At 73.7% G+C, this 14313-nt stretch carries 13 protein-coding genes and 1 riboswitch; of the genes, 7 read left to right on the top strand and 6 right to left on the bottom strand.

Going from position 1 to position 14313, the window contains the following annotated elements:
- Positions 1 to 2 precede the first annotated feature (2 nt).
- Positions 3 to 213: riboswitch (cyclic di-AMP (ydaO/yuaA leader) on the bottom strand.
- A gap of 666 nt (positions 214 to 879) precedes the next feature.
- On the bottom strand, positions 880 to 1896 hold the full coding sequence (locus ACFV46_RS09025) for an ABC transporter permease (RefSeq protein ID WP_361930535.1): 1017 nt from the start codon (positions 1894 to 1896) through the stop codon (positions 880 to 882).
- A 110-nt stretch (positions 1897 to 2006) separates the two neighbouring features.
- On the opposite strand from ACFV46_RS09025, the gene ACFV46_RS09020 reads away from it, so the two are divergent.
- From ACFV46_RS09020 to ACFV46_RS08990, 7 genes are all read left to right on the top strand, one after another.
- A complete protein-coding gene (locus tag ACFV46_RS09020) occupies positions 2007 to 2654 on the top strand; it encodes a TetR/AcrR family transcriptional regulator (RefSeq protein WP_385497585.1) in 648 nt (215 codons plus the stop codon).
- Between the two features lie 115 nt (positions 2655 to 2769).
- The gene (locus tag ACFV46_RS09015; RefSeq protein ID WP_055622481.1) at positions 2770 to 3072 is read left to right on the top strand and encodes an urease subunit gamma; all 303 of its coding nucleotides are present in this window, start codon (positions 2770 to 2772) and stop codon (positions 3070 to 3072) included.
- 8 nt (positions 3073 to 3080) lie between these two features.
- Positions 3081 to 3392, top strand: coding sequence for an urease subunit beta (locus tag ACFV46_RS09010; RefSeq protein WP_151782871.1), 312 nt, complete (start codon positions 3081 to 3083; stop codon positions 3390 to 3392).
- Positions 3385 to 5106, top strand: a complete 1722-nt coding sequence (locus ACFV46_RS09005; RefSeq protein WP_385497584.1) for an urease subunit alpha — start codon at positions 3385 to 3387, stop codon at positions 5104 to 5106. Before ACFV46_RS09010 ends, ACFV46_RS09005 begins: the two co-directional genes overlap by 8 nt.
- 12 nt (positions 5107 to 5118) lie before the next feature.
- Positions 5119 to 5793 carry an urease accessory protein UreF gene (locus tag ACFV46_RS09000; RefSeq protein WP_385497583.1) on the top strand — a complete coding sequence of 225 codons (675 nt, stop codon included), beginning with the start codon at positions 5119 to 5121 and terminating at the stop codon, positions 5791 to 5793.
- Positions 5794 to 5830: 37 nt separating this feature from the next.
- Positions 5831 to 6508, top strand: a complete 678-nt coding sequence (gene ureG, locus ACFV46_RS08995; protein ID WP_283289590.1) for an urease accessory protein UreG — start codon at positions 5831 to 5833, stop codon at positions 6506 to 6508.
- A complete protein-coding gene (locus ACFV46_RS08990) occupies positions 6496 to 7278 on the top strand; it encodes an urease accessory protein UreD (protein WP_385497580.1) in 783 nt (260 codons plus the stop codon). The genes ureG and ACFV46_RS08990 overlap by 13 nt, the downstream gene beginning before the upstream one ends.
- Here the strand turns inward: ACFV46_RS08990 and ACFV46_RS08985 are convergent.
- The 5 genes from ACFV46_RS08985 to ddaH all read right to left on the bottom strand — a co-directional run bounded on the left by ACFV46_RS08985 (position 7271) and on the right by ddaH (position 14249).
- Positions 7271 to 7996 carry a lysophospholipid acyltransferase family protein gene (locus tag ACFV46_RS08985; protein WP_361930519.1) on the bottom strand — a complete coding sequence of 242 codons (726 nt, stop codon included), beginning with the start codon at positions 7994 to 7996 and terminating at the stop codon, positions 7271 to 7273. The two genes, ACFV46_RS08990 and ACFV46_RS08985, sit on opposite strands and share 8 nt — an antisense overlap.
- 298 nt (positions 7997 to 8294) lie before the next feature.
- Entirely contained in the window at positions 8295 to 9521 is a 1227-nt protein-coding gene (locus ACFV46_RS08980; protein ID WP_361930517.1) for a SpoIIE family protein phosphatase, read from the bottom strand.
- A gap of 83 nt (positions 9522 to 9604) precedes the next feature.
- A complete protein-coding gene (locus tag ACFV46_RS08975; protein WP_385497579.1) occupies positions 9605 to 12061 on the bottom strand; it encodes a SpoIIE family protein phosphatase in 2457 nt (818 codons plus the stop codon).
- A 161-nt stretch (positions 12062 to 12222) separates the two neighbouring features.
- Positions 12223 to 13440, bottom strand: coding sequence for an ornithine--oxo-acid transaminase (gene rocD / locus ACFV46_RS08970; protein WP_361930511.1), 1218 nt, complete (start codon positions 13438 to 13440; stop codon positions 12223 to 12225).
- A complete protein-coding gene (gene ddaH, locus ACFV46_RS08965; RefSeq protein ID WP_151782862.1) occupies positions 13437 to 14249 on the bottom strand; it encodes a dimethylargininase in 813 nt (270 codons plus the stop codon). Before ddaH ends, rocD begins: the two co-directional genes overlap by 4 nt.
- Positions 14250 to 14313: the final 64 nt, after the last annotated feature.

Raw genomic sequence — 14313 nt, 5'->3', positions numbered from 1 at the left:
CGCAACCCTTCGTCAGCCGCCTGTGAAGGATGACCTGTCGGATTCGGGCTGGCGAAGTTGCCCGGCCGCGGTGTCGCGGCTTCACCCCAAGGGTTGCTCGGTTCGAACGAACGTCCGTACCGGCGACCCGTCTTGCTCGGGTCCTCCACTCCTGCCGATCCACTCCTGTCGACCGGTCATCCGCGCGGCGGCAGGACTCGGCGTCCGCCCGGATCGCCCCGCCGCTGCGGCGGGGTCTTGTCGTCAGTCAGGGATCTTGGCGCACGGAAGAACGAAAATCCCAACGGAACCGGGGATTTGTGGTGTTACTCACCACTCACCCGTTCGGGTGGACGCTACTGCGTTCGAGGAAGTGGCCAGGTGCCCGACGAGCCCCGGACCAGCGGCGGAAGGCTCAAATCCGCCCGCGCGTCCGGTCCCTGACGCAAGCCGTACGAGCGCGTGGACGGAATGCGGAATACGCCGATGGGGGGTACGCCATTCGGTCCGTTTCGGCGTGGCGCCGGACGTGGAGGCGGCGGGCCGCGTGTCCGGAACGCGGCTGTGGCGCCGTCAACTGTCGGAGCGCGGCGGCGGCCTGACGCGAGCCGTGCGGCGCCGCCCGTCCAGGACGCGCGGCGCACGCCCCAGCGTGCGGGCGTGCCGCTCCGCCTCGCCCCGACGGTGCATCAGCGCCGGCGCGTCCCGGAGCGCGAGTGCCGTGCCGACGGGAGCCCGGTCGAGGCGACGGTCGATCAGCGCACGCGTCAGCGGGGGAGCAGAGGCAGCTCGGGTGGGGCACCGTCCGTCTTCCGACGGGAGCCCGGACGCGCCGAGGCCGTGCGTCCCCGTCCGCTACAGCGGGGACGCACGGCCGGTTCGGTGGTGCTGCAGGCCGGGTTACCCGACCGGGGCGGGTCGGCGGGTCCGTGCCGGCTCCGTGGTGGGCGCGCTCGCCTTCAGGCGGGCGCCCAGCAGGACCGCGCCGAGACCCAGGGCGGCCCACCAGGTCAGGGTGAGAGCCGGGCCGACGGCCGCCGCGCCGTCGAAGAAGGACACCGAGCGCAGCAGGGTCGTGCCCGCGCCCGGCGGCAGCCACTGGCCGATCGTGCCGACCGGCTCCGGCAGCATCCGCGGGGCCGAGGCCGCCCCGGAGAACGGGTTGCCGATCAGCATGACGGTGGCGGCCATGAGTCCTATGCCGGCCGGTCCGATCAGGGCGGCGAACCCGGCGACGGCGGCGCTCACGGCCAGGCTCATCAGCGCGAACACCCCGGCCTCCGCCCACCAGTCACCGGTGATGACGCCCAGCCAGCTGTGCGCCAGCGCTGCGGCGATCACACCGATCACGGCGGCCGTGCCCACCAGGGCGCCCACGGCGCCCAAGCCGCGCAGCCCCAGCAGGGTGACCGCGGCGCCCGCCGCCATGCCCGCGAGGGCGAGCGGCAGCACACTGGAGGTCAGGGCCGCCCCGCGCGGGTCCTTCTCGGGCGCCGGCACCACGTCGACGGTCTCCACCCGCGCCCCCTCGGCGGCCGCCTGGCCGGCGACCGCCTGCTGCAGCAGCTGGGCCACGGCCGGGCTCGCGGCGGACGCGGTCAGCAGCCGGGGGCCCTGGGGCGTCACGACGACCGCGCCGTACACGTCCCGGTCCTCGATGGCGTCACGGGCGGCCGGCTCGTCGGGATAGCGGTGCACCTCGAAGGCGCCGTCGTGGGCGGACAGCTGCCGCTCGACCTGTGTCACGGCCGACGCGGGCCCCGCCACGCCGAGTGGGAGGTCGCGCGGAGCGGTGCGGGCGGCCGGCCAGGCGAACGCCCACAGGGCGAGGGCGGCCAGGACGGGGACGAGCACGACCACCGTGACCAGGCGCCGCGACGCGGCCTTCCCGGGTGGTGTGGCGGACGGCGAGGACATGGGATCTCCCCCTGGTCTCAAAAAGAAGGATCGTTCGTTTTTCGGTAGGTCCACCGTGCTCACATGGGTCGGCGCTTGTCAAGAAGGAATGTTCGTTCTACTTTGTGGGCATGGCCCGCGTATCCCAGGAACACCTCGACGCACGCCGCCGCCAGATCCTCGACGGCGCCGCCCTCTGCTTCGCCCGCAACGGCTTCCACGCCACCTCGATGCAGGACGTGCTCAAGGAGGTCGACCTCTCGGCGGGGGCCGTCTACCGCTACTTCAACGGCAAGGAGGAGCTGATCGGCGCGATCGTCGCCGAGGTGCTCGGCTCGGTCCGCGCGGCGTTCGAGGAGGCGGCGCGGCAGAGCCCGCCCCCACCGCCGGACGAGCTCGTCGCCCACGTCCTCGGCCGTACCCTCGCCGAGCGCGCGTCCCTGGTCGTCGACGGCAGGCCCGCCTTCCCCCGGCTCGTCGTCCAGGTGTGGACGGAGACCCTGCGCAACGAGGAGCTGGCCGCGATCCTGCGTGAGGGCTACGGCTCGGTGCGGGGTGCCTGGGCGCGGATCGTCGAGAGCTACCAGGACGCCGGGATGATGCGGACGGACGTGGACCCGGACCACGTCGCCCGCACGATGATCGCCTGCGTGCTCGGCTTCATCGCCCAGCAGTCGCTGTTCGGACCCGCGCCCGTCGACGTCCTGCGGCAGGGGCTGCGCGCCCTCATGAGCATGCGGTCCGAGGACGAACCCCCGGCCGCCCCGGCGCGGGGTTAACGCGCCCGAAACGCGGTCCAACTAGCCTGCCGACCCACGCCACCGGGCCCTTCGCCCTCTGGCGTCGGCAACCGGACCCCGCACGGTCCGGAGGAGGACTGTGAGGTGGGACGCCGTGCAACTGACCCCGCACGAGCAGGAGAGGCTGCTCATCCACGTGGCGGCCGACGTCGCCGAGAGGCGCCGGGCCCGTGGGCTCCGGCTGAACCACCCCGAGGCCGTCGCCCTCATCACGGCGCACATCCTCGAGGGCGCGCGTGACGGCCGCACGGTCGCCGAGCTGATGTCCTCCGGCCGGACCCTGCTCACCAGGGACGACGTCATGGAGGGCATCCCCGAGATGATCCACGACGTCCAGGTCGAGGCGACCTTCCCCGACGGCACCAAGCTCGTCACCGTCCACGACCCGATCGTCTGAGGGCGGCCATGATTCCCGGAGAAGTCCTGTTCGCCGAGGGCCCGATCGCATACAACGAGGGCCGCGAGATCACCCGGCTGACCGTCCTCAACGCCGCCGACCGGCCCGTCCAGGTCGGCTCCCACTACCACTTCGCCGAGGCCAACCCCGGACTGCGCTTCGACCGTGCCGCGGCCCGCGGCAAGCGGCTGAACGTCGCGGCCGGCACCGCCGTGCGCTTCGAGCCCGGCATCCCCGTCGACGTCGAACTCGTCCCCCTCGCCGGCGCCCGTGTGGTGCCCGGCCTGCGGGGCGAGACCGGAGGTGCCCTCGATGCCTGAGATCTCCCGTGCCGCCTACGCCGACCTGTTCGGACCGACCACCGGGGACCGCATCCGGCTCGCCGACACCGATCTGCTGATCGAGATCGAGGAGGATCGTTCCGGCGGCCCCGGGCGCGCCGGTGACGAGGCCGTGTTCGGCGGCGGCAAGGTCATCCGCGAGTCCATGGGCCAGTCGCGGGCGACCCGCGCCGAGGGCACCCCGGACACCGTCGTCACCGGAGTCGTGATCGTCGACCACTGGGGGATCGTCAAGGCCGATCTCGGTATCCGCGACGGCCGGATCACCGGCATCGGCAAGGCCGGCAACCCGGACACCATGGACGGGGTGCACCCGGACCTCGTCATCGGCCCGGAGACCGAGATCATCGCGGGCAACGGACGGATCCTCACCGCCGGAGCCATCGACGCCCACGTCCACTTCATCTGCCCCCAGATCGCCGACGAGGCGCTCGCCTCCGGCATCACCACGCTCGTCGGCGGCGGCACCGGCCCCGCCGAGGGCTCCAAGGCCACCACCGTCACCCCGGGACCCTGGCACCTGGCCCGGATGCTGGAGGCGATGGAGGGACACCCCGTCAACTTCGGCCTGCTGGGCAAGGGGAACACCGTCTCGCACGAGGCGATGCTCTCCCAGATCCGCGGCGGCGCGCTCGGCCTGAAACTGCACGAGGACTGGGGCTCCACCCCGGCCGTCATCGACGCCTCGCTGACCGTCGCCGACCGGACCGGCGTCCAGATCGCCATCCACACGGACACCCTGAACGAGGCCGGTTTCGTCGGGGACACCCTCGCCGCGATCGCGGGCCGCGGCATCCACGCGTACCACACCGAGGGCGCGGGCGGCGGGCACGCGCCGGACATCATGACCGTGGTCTCCGAGCCGCACGTGCTGCCGAGCTCCACCAACCCGACCCGGCCGTTCACCCTCAACACCGCCGAGGAACACCTCGACATGCTGATGGTGTGTCACCACCTCAACGCGGCCGTGCCCGAGGACCTGGCCTTCGCCGAGTCCCGGATCCGGCCGTCGACCATCGGGGCGGAGGACGTCCTCCACGACCTCGGGGCCATCTCCATCATCTCCTCGGACTCCCAGGCCATGGGACGCGTCGGCGAGGTCGTCCTGCGCACCTGGCAGACCGCCCATGTGATGAAACGGCGCCGCGGCCCGCTGCCCGGCGACGGACGCGCCGACAACCACCGGGTGCGCCGGTACGTGGCCAAGTACACGATCAACCCGGCGCTCGCGCAGGGCCTCGGCCGGGAGATCGGCTCCGTGGAGACCGGCAAACTCGCCGACCTGGTGCTGTGGGAGCCGGCGTTCTTCGGCGTCAAGCCGCACCTCGTCATCAAGGGCGGGCAGATCGCCTACGCGCAGATGGGCGACGCCAACGCGTCCATCCCGACGCCCCAGCCGATCCTGCCCCGCCCGATGTTCGGCGCGATCGGCCGGGCGCCGGCCGCGAACTCGGTCAACTTCGTGGCACCGCCGGCCATCGAGGACGGCCTGCCGGAACGGCTCGGGCTCGGCAAGCGGTTCGTGGCCATCGAGTCGACACGCGGGGTCACCAAGGCCGACATGCGGGAGAACGACGCGCGGCCCGAGGTGCGCGTCGACCCCGACAGCTTCGCCGTGCACATCGACGGGGAGCTGGTGGAGGCCACGCCCGCCGCCGAACTGCCCATGGCCCAGCGCTACTTCCTCTTCTGAAGGCGGCCGGCGATGACACGGGCCACCCTTCTCGTCCTGGCCGACGGCCGCTTCCCCGCCGGAGGACACGCCCACTCCGGCGGTGCAGAGGCGGCCGTCCGGGCCGGGCGGATCACCGACGCCGCGAGCCTGGAGGACTTCTGCCGGGGCCGGATGCACACGGCCGGCCTCGTGGCGGCCGCGCTCGCGGCGGCGGCCGCCTGCGGCCTCGACCCGGACTGCCTGGACGCCGCGGCCGACGCCCGTACGCCGTCACCGCCGCTGCGGACCACCGCGCGCAAACTGGGCCGGCAACTGCTGCGGGCGGCCCGCGCGACCTGGCCGTCCCCCGAACTCGACGCCCTCGCCGCCCGGTTCCCCAAGGGGGCGCACCAGCCCGTGGTGCTCGGAGCCGTCGCCCGGGTCGCCGGTCTCGGGGCACTCGACGCGGCGCACTGCGCGGCGTACGAGTCGGTCAGCGGGCCCGCGACGGCGGTGGTACGGCTGCTCGGCCTCGACCCCTTCGGGGCCACCGCCGTACTGGCCCGGCTCGCCCCGGAGCTGGACCGCGTCGCCGACCGCGCGGTGGAGGCGGCCCGGCACGCGGCCCGCGCAGGCACCGAAGCACTGCCCGCCGCCTCCGCGCCCCTGCTGGAGATCTCGGCGGAGGCCCACGCCGGCTGGCCGGTACGCCTCTTCGCGTCCTGACCCTGTCCTTCCCCCTCCACCCCGGGAGCCGTGTCCCATGCACCTCGACCACACCCACGACGGACCCGCCGCCCTCAGCGCGGACGCCCGCCGCCCCGACGGAACCCGCCGCGCCCTGCGCATCGGCCTCGGCGGCCCCGTCGGCTCGGGCAAGACCGCCACGGTCGCCGCCCTGTGCCGGGCGCTGCGCGAGGAGCTGTCCCTCGCCGTCGTCACCAACGACATCTACACCCGTGAGGACGCCGAGTTCCTGCTGCGCGAGGCCGTGCTGCCCCCGGAGCGGATCGCGGCCGTGGAGACGGGGGCCTGCCCGCACACCGCCATCCGCGACGACATCTCCGCGAACCTGGAGGCGGTCGAGGACCTGGAGGACGAGGTCGGACCGCTGGACCTGATCCTCGTGGAGTCCGGCGGGGACAACCTCACCGCGACCTTCTCCAAGGGGCTCGTGGACGCCCAGATCTTCGTGATCGACGTGGCGGGCGGGGACGACATCCCCCGCAAGGGCGGCCCCGGCGTCACCACCGCCGACCTCCTCGTCGTCAACAAGACCGACCTCGCCCCGTACGTCGGCGCCGACCTGGCGCGGATGGCGGCCGACGCGAAGGCGCAGCGGGCCGAACTCCCGGTCGTCCTGCAGTCGCTCAGGGGCGAGCCCGGCGTGCGCGACGTCGCCGGCTGGGTGCGGTCCCGGCTGGCCGCGTGGACGGCGTGACCGCCGGCGTACGGGCCCGCGCCCGGATCGTCGCCCGCCCGGACGGGCGGGGCGGCACCGCCCTGCCCGTCCTCGACGGCGACGGGCCGCTCGCGCCCCGCCGGACCCGTGGCACCGGTGCCGAGGCGAACGTGCTGCTCGTGGGGGCGATGAGCGGGCCGCTCGGCGGCGACCACTTCACCGTCGAGGCGGAGGTGCTTCCCGGTGCCCGGCTGCGCGCCGGATCGGCGGCGGCCACCCTCGCGCTGCCCGGGCAGGGCAAGGGCGGGGCCCGCTACGACGTCCGTCTCTCGGTGGCCGACGACGCCGAACTGCACTGGCTGCCGGAGCCGTTGATCTCCGCCTGCGGCAGCGACCTGACCGTGACCACCGAGGTCGAGGTGGGAGCCACGGGACGGCTCGTGCTGCGCGAGGAGCAGGTGCTCGGGCGGGTGGAGGAGGAGCCGGGACGGCTGGCGAGCCGGCTGCGCGTGAGGGTCGCGGAGCGGCTCGTCCTCGATCAGGAACTGGCCTGCGGGCCCGGCGCGCCGGGCGGCTGGGACGGCCCGGCCGCCCTCGGCGGCCACCGTGCCGTCGGGCAACTCCTCGTCGTGCGGCCCGAGTTCGCGAGCGCTCCGGTCGCGCCCCGGGCGCTGGGGGAGAGCGCCGCCGTGCTGCCCCTGGCGGGACCGGCGGTGCTCGTCAGCGCGGTCGCGGCGGACGCGCGACGGCTGCGCGCGACGCTCGACGAGGCCCTGGCCCTCCTCGGTACGGCCGCTTCGGTCACCTGAGCGGCAGCCGGGGGAACCGGCGGCCCTGCTCCGCCTTGGCGGCGGCCTCCTCGGCCTTCGCGACGGCAGCGTACTGGTCGACGTACTCCTGCTCGGACAGCGACAGGATGGCGTACATGATCTCGTCGGTCACGGCCCGCAGGACCGCCTTCTCGTTCTCCATCCCGGCGTAGCGGGAGAAGTCCAGCGGCTTGCCGAAGCGGATGGTCACCGGGTGGATGTTCGGGATGACCTTGCCCGGGGGCTGCGCCTCGAACGTGCCGATCATCGCGCACGGCACCACGGGCACCCCGGCCTTGAGCGCCATCACGGCGACCCCGACCTTGCCCTTGTAGAGGCGGCCGTCGTGCGAGCGGGTGCCCTCCGGGTAGATACCGAGGAGTTCGTCCTTGCTCAGCACCCCGAGGCCCTCGCGGATCGCGGCCTGGCCGGCCTCCTTGCCCGTGCGGTCGACCGGGATCTGCCCGGCGCTGCGGAAGAAGGCCGCGGTCAGCCGGCCCTTGACGCCGGGGCCGGTGAAGTACTCCTTCTTGGCGAGGAAGGTGATGCGCCGCTTGAGGATCGCGGGCATCAGGAAGTGGTCGGAGAACGACAGATGGTTGCCGGCGATGATGGCCGCGCCCGTGGACGGCACATTGTCCAGACCTTCGATACGGGGCCGGAAGACCAGCCGCAGGAGAGGGCCCAGCAACACGTATTTGAGGACGTAGTAGAACAAAGGGGCGCTCCTCACTCGGGCGGATCAGCTCGGGCCGCCATGTTCTGGCAGGTCAGCCAGCGTGCCGTGGGGGTGTCAGTGTAGGCGCAGGGTCCGGTCGCCGGAACCGGGGCGGACCGCGGGCGTCCACTCACCTGATGGCACGTCAGACAACTGGCGCGCGGCGGGTGTTGCGGGTGGGGAGGACCGCCGGACCAGCCTCGTCCCCGGAGCCGGTGTGCGGCAAGCCGGTCTCCGGGTTTGGCGTGATCACGGCGGCCGGGGCGCGTACCGGAGGTCCCGTCCGGCTCGCGAGGCATCACAGCCGCACGATGACCAGGGCCGTGTCGTCCGTGGCGCCGCCCGGCGGCAGCAGCTCCAGCAGGACGGCGTCCGCCAGATCCTCCGGGGCGGCGGTGCGGTGCTCGACCAGCGCGTGCGCGAGCCGGCCCAGACCGACGTCGATGTCCTCCCGCCGGCGCTCTATCAGACCGTCCGTGTACAGGGCGAGCGTCGCGCCCTCCTCGTAGGTCGTCGCGGCCTGCGGCCGGCGGATCGGGTCGGGCCGGGCGTCCAGCGGTGTGTCGGTGGCCTGGTCGAGGAACTCCACCCGGCCGTCGGCGTGCACCAGGACCGGCGGCGGGTGGCCGGCGCTGCTGTAGGCGATCGTCCGGGCGTCGAAGTCGATGAACGTGGTGACCGCGGTGGCCGATTCGGCCCCGTCGACGACGTGCGCGTACCGCCCGAGCACGTCCAGCGCCTGCGCCGGACCCGCGGCCACCCGCGACGAGGCGCTCAGCGCGCTGCGCAGCTGCCCCATGACGCCGGCCGCCCGCAGGCCGTGCCCGACGACGTCGCCCACGGACACCCCGATGCGGTGCCCGCCGACCAGATCGACCAGGTCGTACCAGTCCCCGCACACGTTGAGCGCCCCGACCGCCGGCCGGTAGCGCACCGCCGTGCGGTGGTCGCCCACCTGCCGGCTCGCGGGCAGCATCGCCTCCTGCAGGGCCAGCGCCACCTCGCGCTCGCGGGCGTGGGCCTGCCGCAGCCGCTCGTTGAGCTCCTGGAGCTCCCGGGCACGCGTGTACAGCTCGGCCTCCAGGATGCGCGCCCGGCTGTCCTGGCCCGCGCCGCCCCGCACCCGGATCAGCTCGGTGACCTCCTCCACCCGGTGCAGCACGAACGCGACCTTCCCGTCCGGCCCGGGCACGGGGGCGTTGATCGGGCTCCAGTACCGCTCCTCCCAGTGGCCCGGGTTGCCCGCGTCCTCCACGTCGTAGCGCTGGAGCGCCATGGCGTCGCGCTCCCCGGTCTCCGCCACGCGCAGCATGGACGCCCGCACGTTGCGCATCCCGGTCGCGGCGGGGTTGTCGGGGTTGTCCGGGAACACGTCGAAGATGTAGCGGCCGACGAGCTGCTCCCGGCTGCGCCCGGACAGCCGCTGGAAGTCCTCGTTGGCGTCGACGTAGACCAGATCGGTGTCCAGCAGGGCCACCATGCCGGGCAGCGCCTGGAAGACCGCCTCGTAGTCGACCTCGTCCATGGCACCTGCCTCACGCCGTGATCCGACCAGTTTCGCACGCTATGGGTCATACCGCTGTCCTGTGGAGAGGACGATCCGGCAGGTCAGGGCGGGGCGTCCGTCAGCGACTGCTCGGCCCAGATGATCTTGCCCTCGGGGACGAACCGGGTCCCCCACTGCTGGGTGAACTGCGACACCAGCAGCAGCCCGCGCCCCCCTTCGTCGGTGGTGCGGGGGTGGCGCAGATGCGGGGCGGTCGCACCCCCGTCGTAGACCTCGCAGAAGAGCGCGCGCTCCTTGATCAGACGCAGTCTGATGGGGCCGGTGGCGTACCGGATCGCGTTGGTGACCAGCTCGCTGACCACGAGTTCCGTCGTGAACGCCAGGTCGTCGAGGCCCCAGTCCGCCAGTTGCCGGGTCGCCGTCCGGCGGGCGTCGGCCACCCCGGCCGGGTCGGCGGCCAGGTCCCACTCGGCGACCTGCCCGTCGCCGAGCACCCGCGTCCGCGCGAGCAGCAGCGCCACGTCGTCGTACGGGCGGTCCGGCACCAGCGCGTCCACCACCGCCCGGCACTGGAGTTCCAGGGACTCCGCCCGCTTCTCCAGGGCCTGCCGCAGCCGCTGCCGGTCGGCGTCCACGGCCCACCGCGCCCCGCCGGCCAGCAGCCCGTCGGTGTACAGGGCCAGCGTGCTGCCCGCCGCCAGCGCCAGCTCCACCGCCTCGAAGGGCGGGCCGCCCACCCCCAGCGGCGGCCCCTGCGGCAGGTCCACGAAGGCGACGTGCCCGTCCGGCATCACCACCGCGGGCGCCGGATGGCCCGCGGCGGCCATCGTGCACGTCCCGTCCACCGGGTCGTACACCACATACACGCAGCCCGCCCCGACCCCCAGCGTGTCGGCGCCCGCCGCGCCCGGGACGACGCCCTCCTCCCTGGCCGACCGCGCCACCAGGTCGTCGAGATGCGCCAGCACCTCGTCCGGCGGCAGATCCAGCGCCGCCAGCGTCCGTACGGCGGTCCGCATCCGCCCCATCGCGGCCGCCGCGTCGATGCCGTGTCCCGTGGCCTCGCCCACCACCAGGGCCACCCGTGCCCCCGACAGCGGGATGACGTCGTACCAGTCGCCGCCCAGCCCGGTCAGCTCGTCGGCCGGGCGGTAGCAGGCGGACACCTCCAGGGCGTCCTGCTCGGGCAGATGGTGTGGCAGCAGGCTGCGCTGGAGGACCAGCGCCGCGTCGCGTTCCCGGCTGTAGCGGCGGGCGTTGTCGATGCAGACCGCAGCCCGGGACACGAGGTCCTCGGCGAGGCTGAGGTCGTCCGGCTCGAAGGGCTCCTGGCGGTGCCGCCGGAAGAACGTGGTCAGACCGAGGGTGACACCCCGCGCGCGGATCGGCACGATCATCGCGCTCTGCAGCCCCAGCTCCAGGAAGATGGCGGCCCCTCCGCCGCGCGCGTGCTCCGCCCACGCCTCGCCCAGGGGGTCCAGGCGCGGCTCCCGCCAGGACTGCTCCGTCCTGAGCGTGCGGATCGGGGGCGACCCGGACGGATAGGTGACCACCTCGCCGATGCCGACGATCGCCTCCGGCGCCCGCCGGCTCACCGACCGGTACCCGGCGCGCCGCAGCGGCACCCGGTCGGTGCCGTCCAGCGGCTCGTCCGACGGCTCACCGCCGCTCAGCACCGACTCCACCAGATCCACCGCGACGACGTCGGCGAGCCCCGGCACGGCCACGTCGGCCAGCTCCTGCGCGGTGCGGGTGACGTCCAGCGTGCGGCCGATGTGCTCGCCGGCCCGGTCGAGCAGGGCCAGACGCTGACGGGTGCGGTGCCGGTCGGTGACGTCCTCGACCGTGTAGTACACCCCCATGGGGTTGCCGTGCCCGTCGTCGAGCCGGGTGAACGACATCGTGTGCGCGGTCTCCCGCAGCGGCGCGGACCGGACCTGCCCCACGTGCTCGTAGCCGACGACGGGCTCACCGGTCAGCAGCACCCGGCGGATCTGCGCCTCGATGTTCTCGGCGTCCAGACCGGGCTGGATGTCCCCGAGCCGCAGCCCCAGCCGGCTGCTCGGCGGTCCGCCACCGAACTGGGTGAGCGCCGGGTTGGACCAGACGAACCGCAGCTCGGTGTCGACGACGGCTATGCCGACGGGGGAGCGGGTCACCATCTGCTCCAGCACCTGCCGGCTCATGTCCCAGCCCGGTGCCCCGGCGAGTTCCGACAGGAGCAGCAGCCGCCGCGAGGGGCCGTCGGCGTCCAGGGCCGGCGTCATCCGGGCCATGAGCCGCAGCCGGGTGCCGTCGGAGCGCACCGCCGTGACCAGCCCCGCCCAGCCGCCCTCCCCACGGCACCGGTCCACCAGCTCCGGCGCCCGGTCCGCGTCCTCCGACGCCAGCACCACCGCGACCCCGTGCCCCACGACCTGGGCGGCGGGGTACCCCAGCAGCCGTTCGGCCTCCCGGGTCCAGCCGGTCACCACGCCCTGGGCGTCGAGCAGCACGGGCACGGCGTCCGCCACGTCGAACCCTTGCCGGGCCACGCTCCGCTCGTCCTCTGGATCCACGGCCGACCTCTCTGTCGCTGAGAGCGGTCTACCACCACTTGTCCCCATCTTCGCCCTTCCGGGCCCCCGTGCCTCTCCGCGAGGGCCGGGAGTGTGGGAACGACGCCGTACGGCCGCCCGGGGCCGGCTGCCCGGACGGCCGTACGGCACCGGGGACCCGACTACGCCAGGACCTTCTCCAGGGCGGCGAGCGCGCCCGTCAGCTCGTCCGCCGTGATCGTCAGCGGCGGCGCCAGCCGGATCGTGGAGCCGTGGGTGTCCTTGACCAGCACGCCCTCGGCCATCAGCCGCTCGCTGATCTGCCGGCCGGTGCCGAACGCCGGGTCGATGTCGACGCCCGCCCACAGCCCGCGCGCACGGAAGCCGACGACGCCCTTGCCGACGAGGGCCGTCAGACCGCCCCGCAGGACCACGCCGAGCTCGGCGGCCCGGCGCTGGAACTCACCCGTCTCCAGCAGGTCCACGACCGCCGTGCCGACCGCGGCCGCCAGCGGGTTGCCGCCGAACGTCGAGCCGTGCTCGCCCGGCCGCAGCACCCCGAGCACGTCCCGGCGCCCGACCACCGCCGACACCGGCACGATGCCGCCGCCGAGCGCCTTGCCCAGCAGCAGCACGTCAGGGACGACCGACTCGTGCTCCACGGCCAGCGTGCGCCCGGTGCGGCCGAGGCCCGACTGGATCTCGTCCGCGATGAACAGGCAGCCCGCCCGGCTCGTCAGCTCGCGCACCCCGGCCAGATAGCCCCGGTCCGGGATGACGACACCGGCCTCGCCCTGGACGGGCTCCAGCAGCACCGCCGCGGTCGTCTCGTCGACCGCCGCCTCCAGCGCCGGCAGATCGTTGTACGGAACGATCCGGAAGCCCGGCGTGAACGGGCCGAAGCCCGCCCGGGCCGTCTCGTCCGTCGAGAACGACACGATCGTCGTCGTCCGGCCGTGGAAGTTGTCCGCCGCGACCACGATCGTCGCCCGGTCGGCGGGGACGCCCTTCACCTCGTACGCCCACTTGCGGGCCACCTTGATGCCGCTCTCCACGGCCTCGGCGCCCGTGTTCATCGGCAGCACCATGTCCTGGCCGGTCAGGGCGGCCAGGCGTTCGGCGAAACCGGCGAGCCGGTCGTTGTGGAAGGCACGGGAGGTCAGCGTCAGCCGGTCCAGCTGGCGGTGCGCGGCCTCGATCAGCGCCGGATGGCGGTGGCCGAAGTTCAGGGCCGAGTACCCGGCCAGCATGTCGAGGTAGCGGCGGCCCTCCACGTCCTCGACCCAGCTGCCCTCGGCGCTCGCGACGACCACGGGCAGCGGATGGTAGTTGTGCGCCAGGACCGGCTCCTCGGCGCGGATCAGATCGGCGGACGAACGGGTCTGCGCGGGCGCGGTCATGAGCGGATCTCCTGAGTGCAGCACTTGATGCCGCCGCCGGCCTTGCGGAACTCCGACAGGTCGACGGGGACGGGGACATAGCCGCGGTCGTCCAGCCGGGCCGCCAGGGCCTCGGCCTGCGGCGCGATGAAGACGTGACGGCCGTCGGACACCGAGTTCAGCCCGAACGCGGACGCGTCCTCCCGGGTGGCGAGCACCGCGTCCGGGTAGAGCCGCGCGAGCACCGCGCGGCTGCCGGCCGAGAACGCCTCCGGGTAGTAGACGATGTTGTCGTCGTCCAGCACGAACAGCGCGGTGTCCAGGTGGTAGAAGTACGGGTCGACCAGCGTCAGGCTGATCACCGGGTGGCCGAAGAACTCCTGCACCTCGCGGTGCGCCTCCCGGGTCGTGCGGAAACCGGTCCCGGCGAGCACGTGGCGGCCCGTCCAGACCAGGTCGCCCTCGCCCTCGCACACCGACTCCGGGCGGTGTACGTCGAAGCCCGCCGCCTGGAACCACTGGTCGTAGTGGGTGGACTCCGGGCGCCGCTCGGGCGCGTGGAAGAGCGATCCGAAGACACGGCCGCCGACGACGACCGCCGAGTTCGCGGCGAACACCATGTCGGGGAGACCGGCGACCGGTTCCACGACGTCGACCGCGTGGCCGTGCGAACGGTAGGCGCTGATCAGCGCGTGCCACTGTTCCTGCGCCAGATCGACGTCCACCCGGACGTCCGGTCGCATCCAGGGGTTGATCGCGTACTGCACGGCGAAGTGTCTGGGTTCGCAGACGAGGAAGCGCCGCCGCCGCGGCACACGGGTCTCGGGCACGAAGGGGTCCCTCCGCTTCCTACGGTGTCGATGAGGATTGACTCCACGGTAGAAACCGACGCCG

It is taken from the genome of Streptomyces sp. NPDC059852 (genome assembly GCF_042731455.1).
GTDB lineage: Bacteria > Actinomycetota > Actinomycetes > Streptomycetales > Streptomycetaceae > Streptomyces.
Note: the sequence above shows the minus strand (reverse complement) of the source record. Positions and strands in the feature narration are given on the sequence as shown.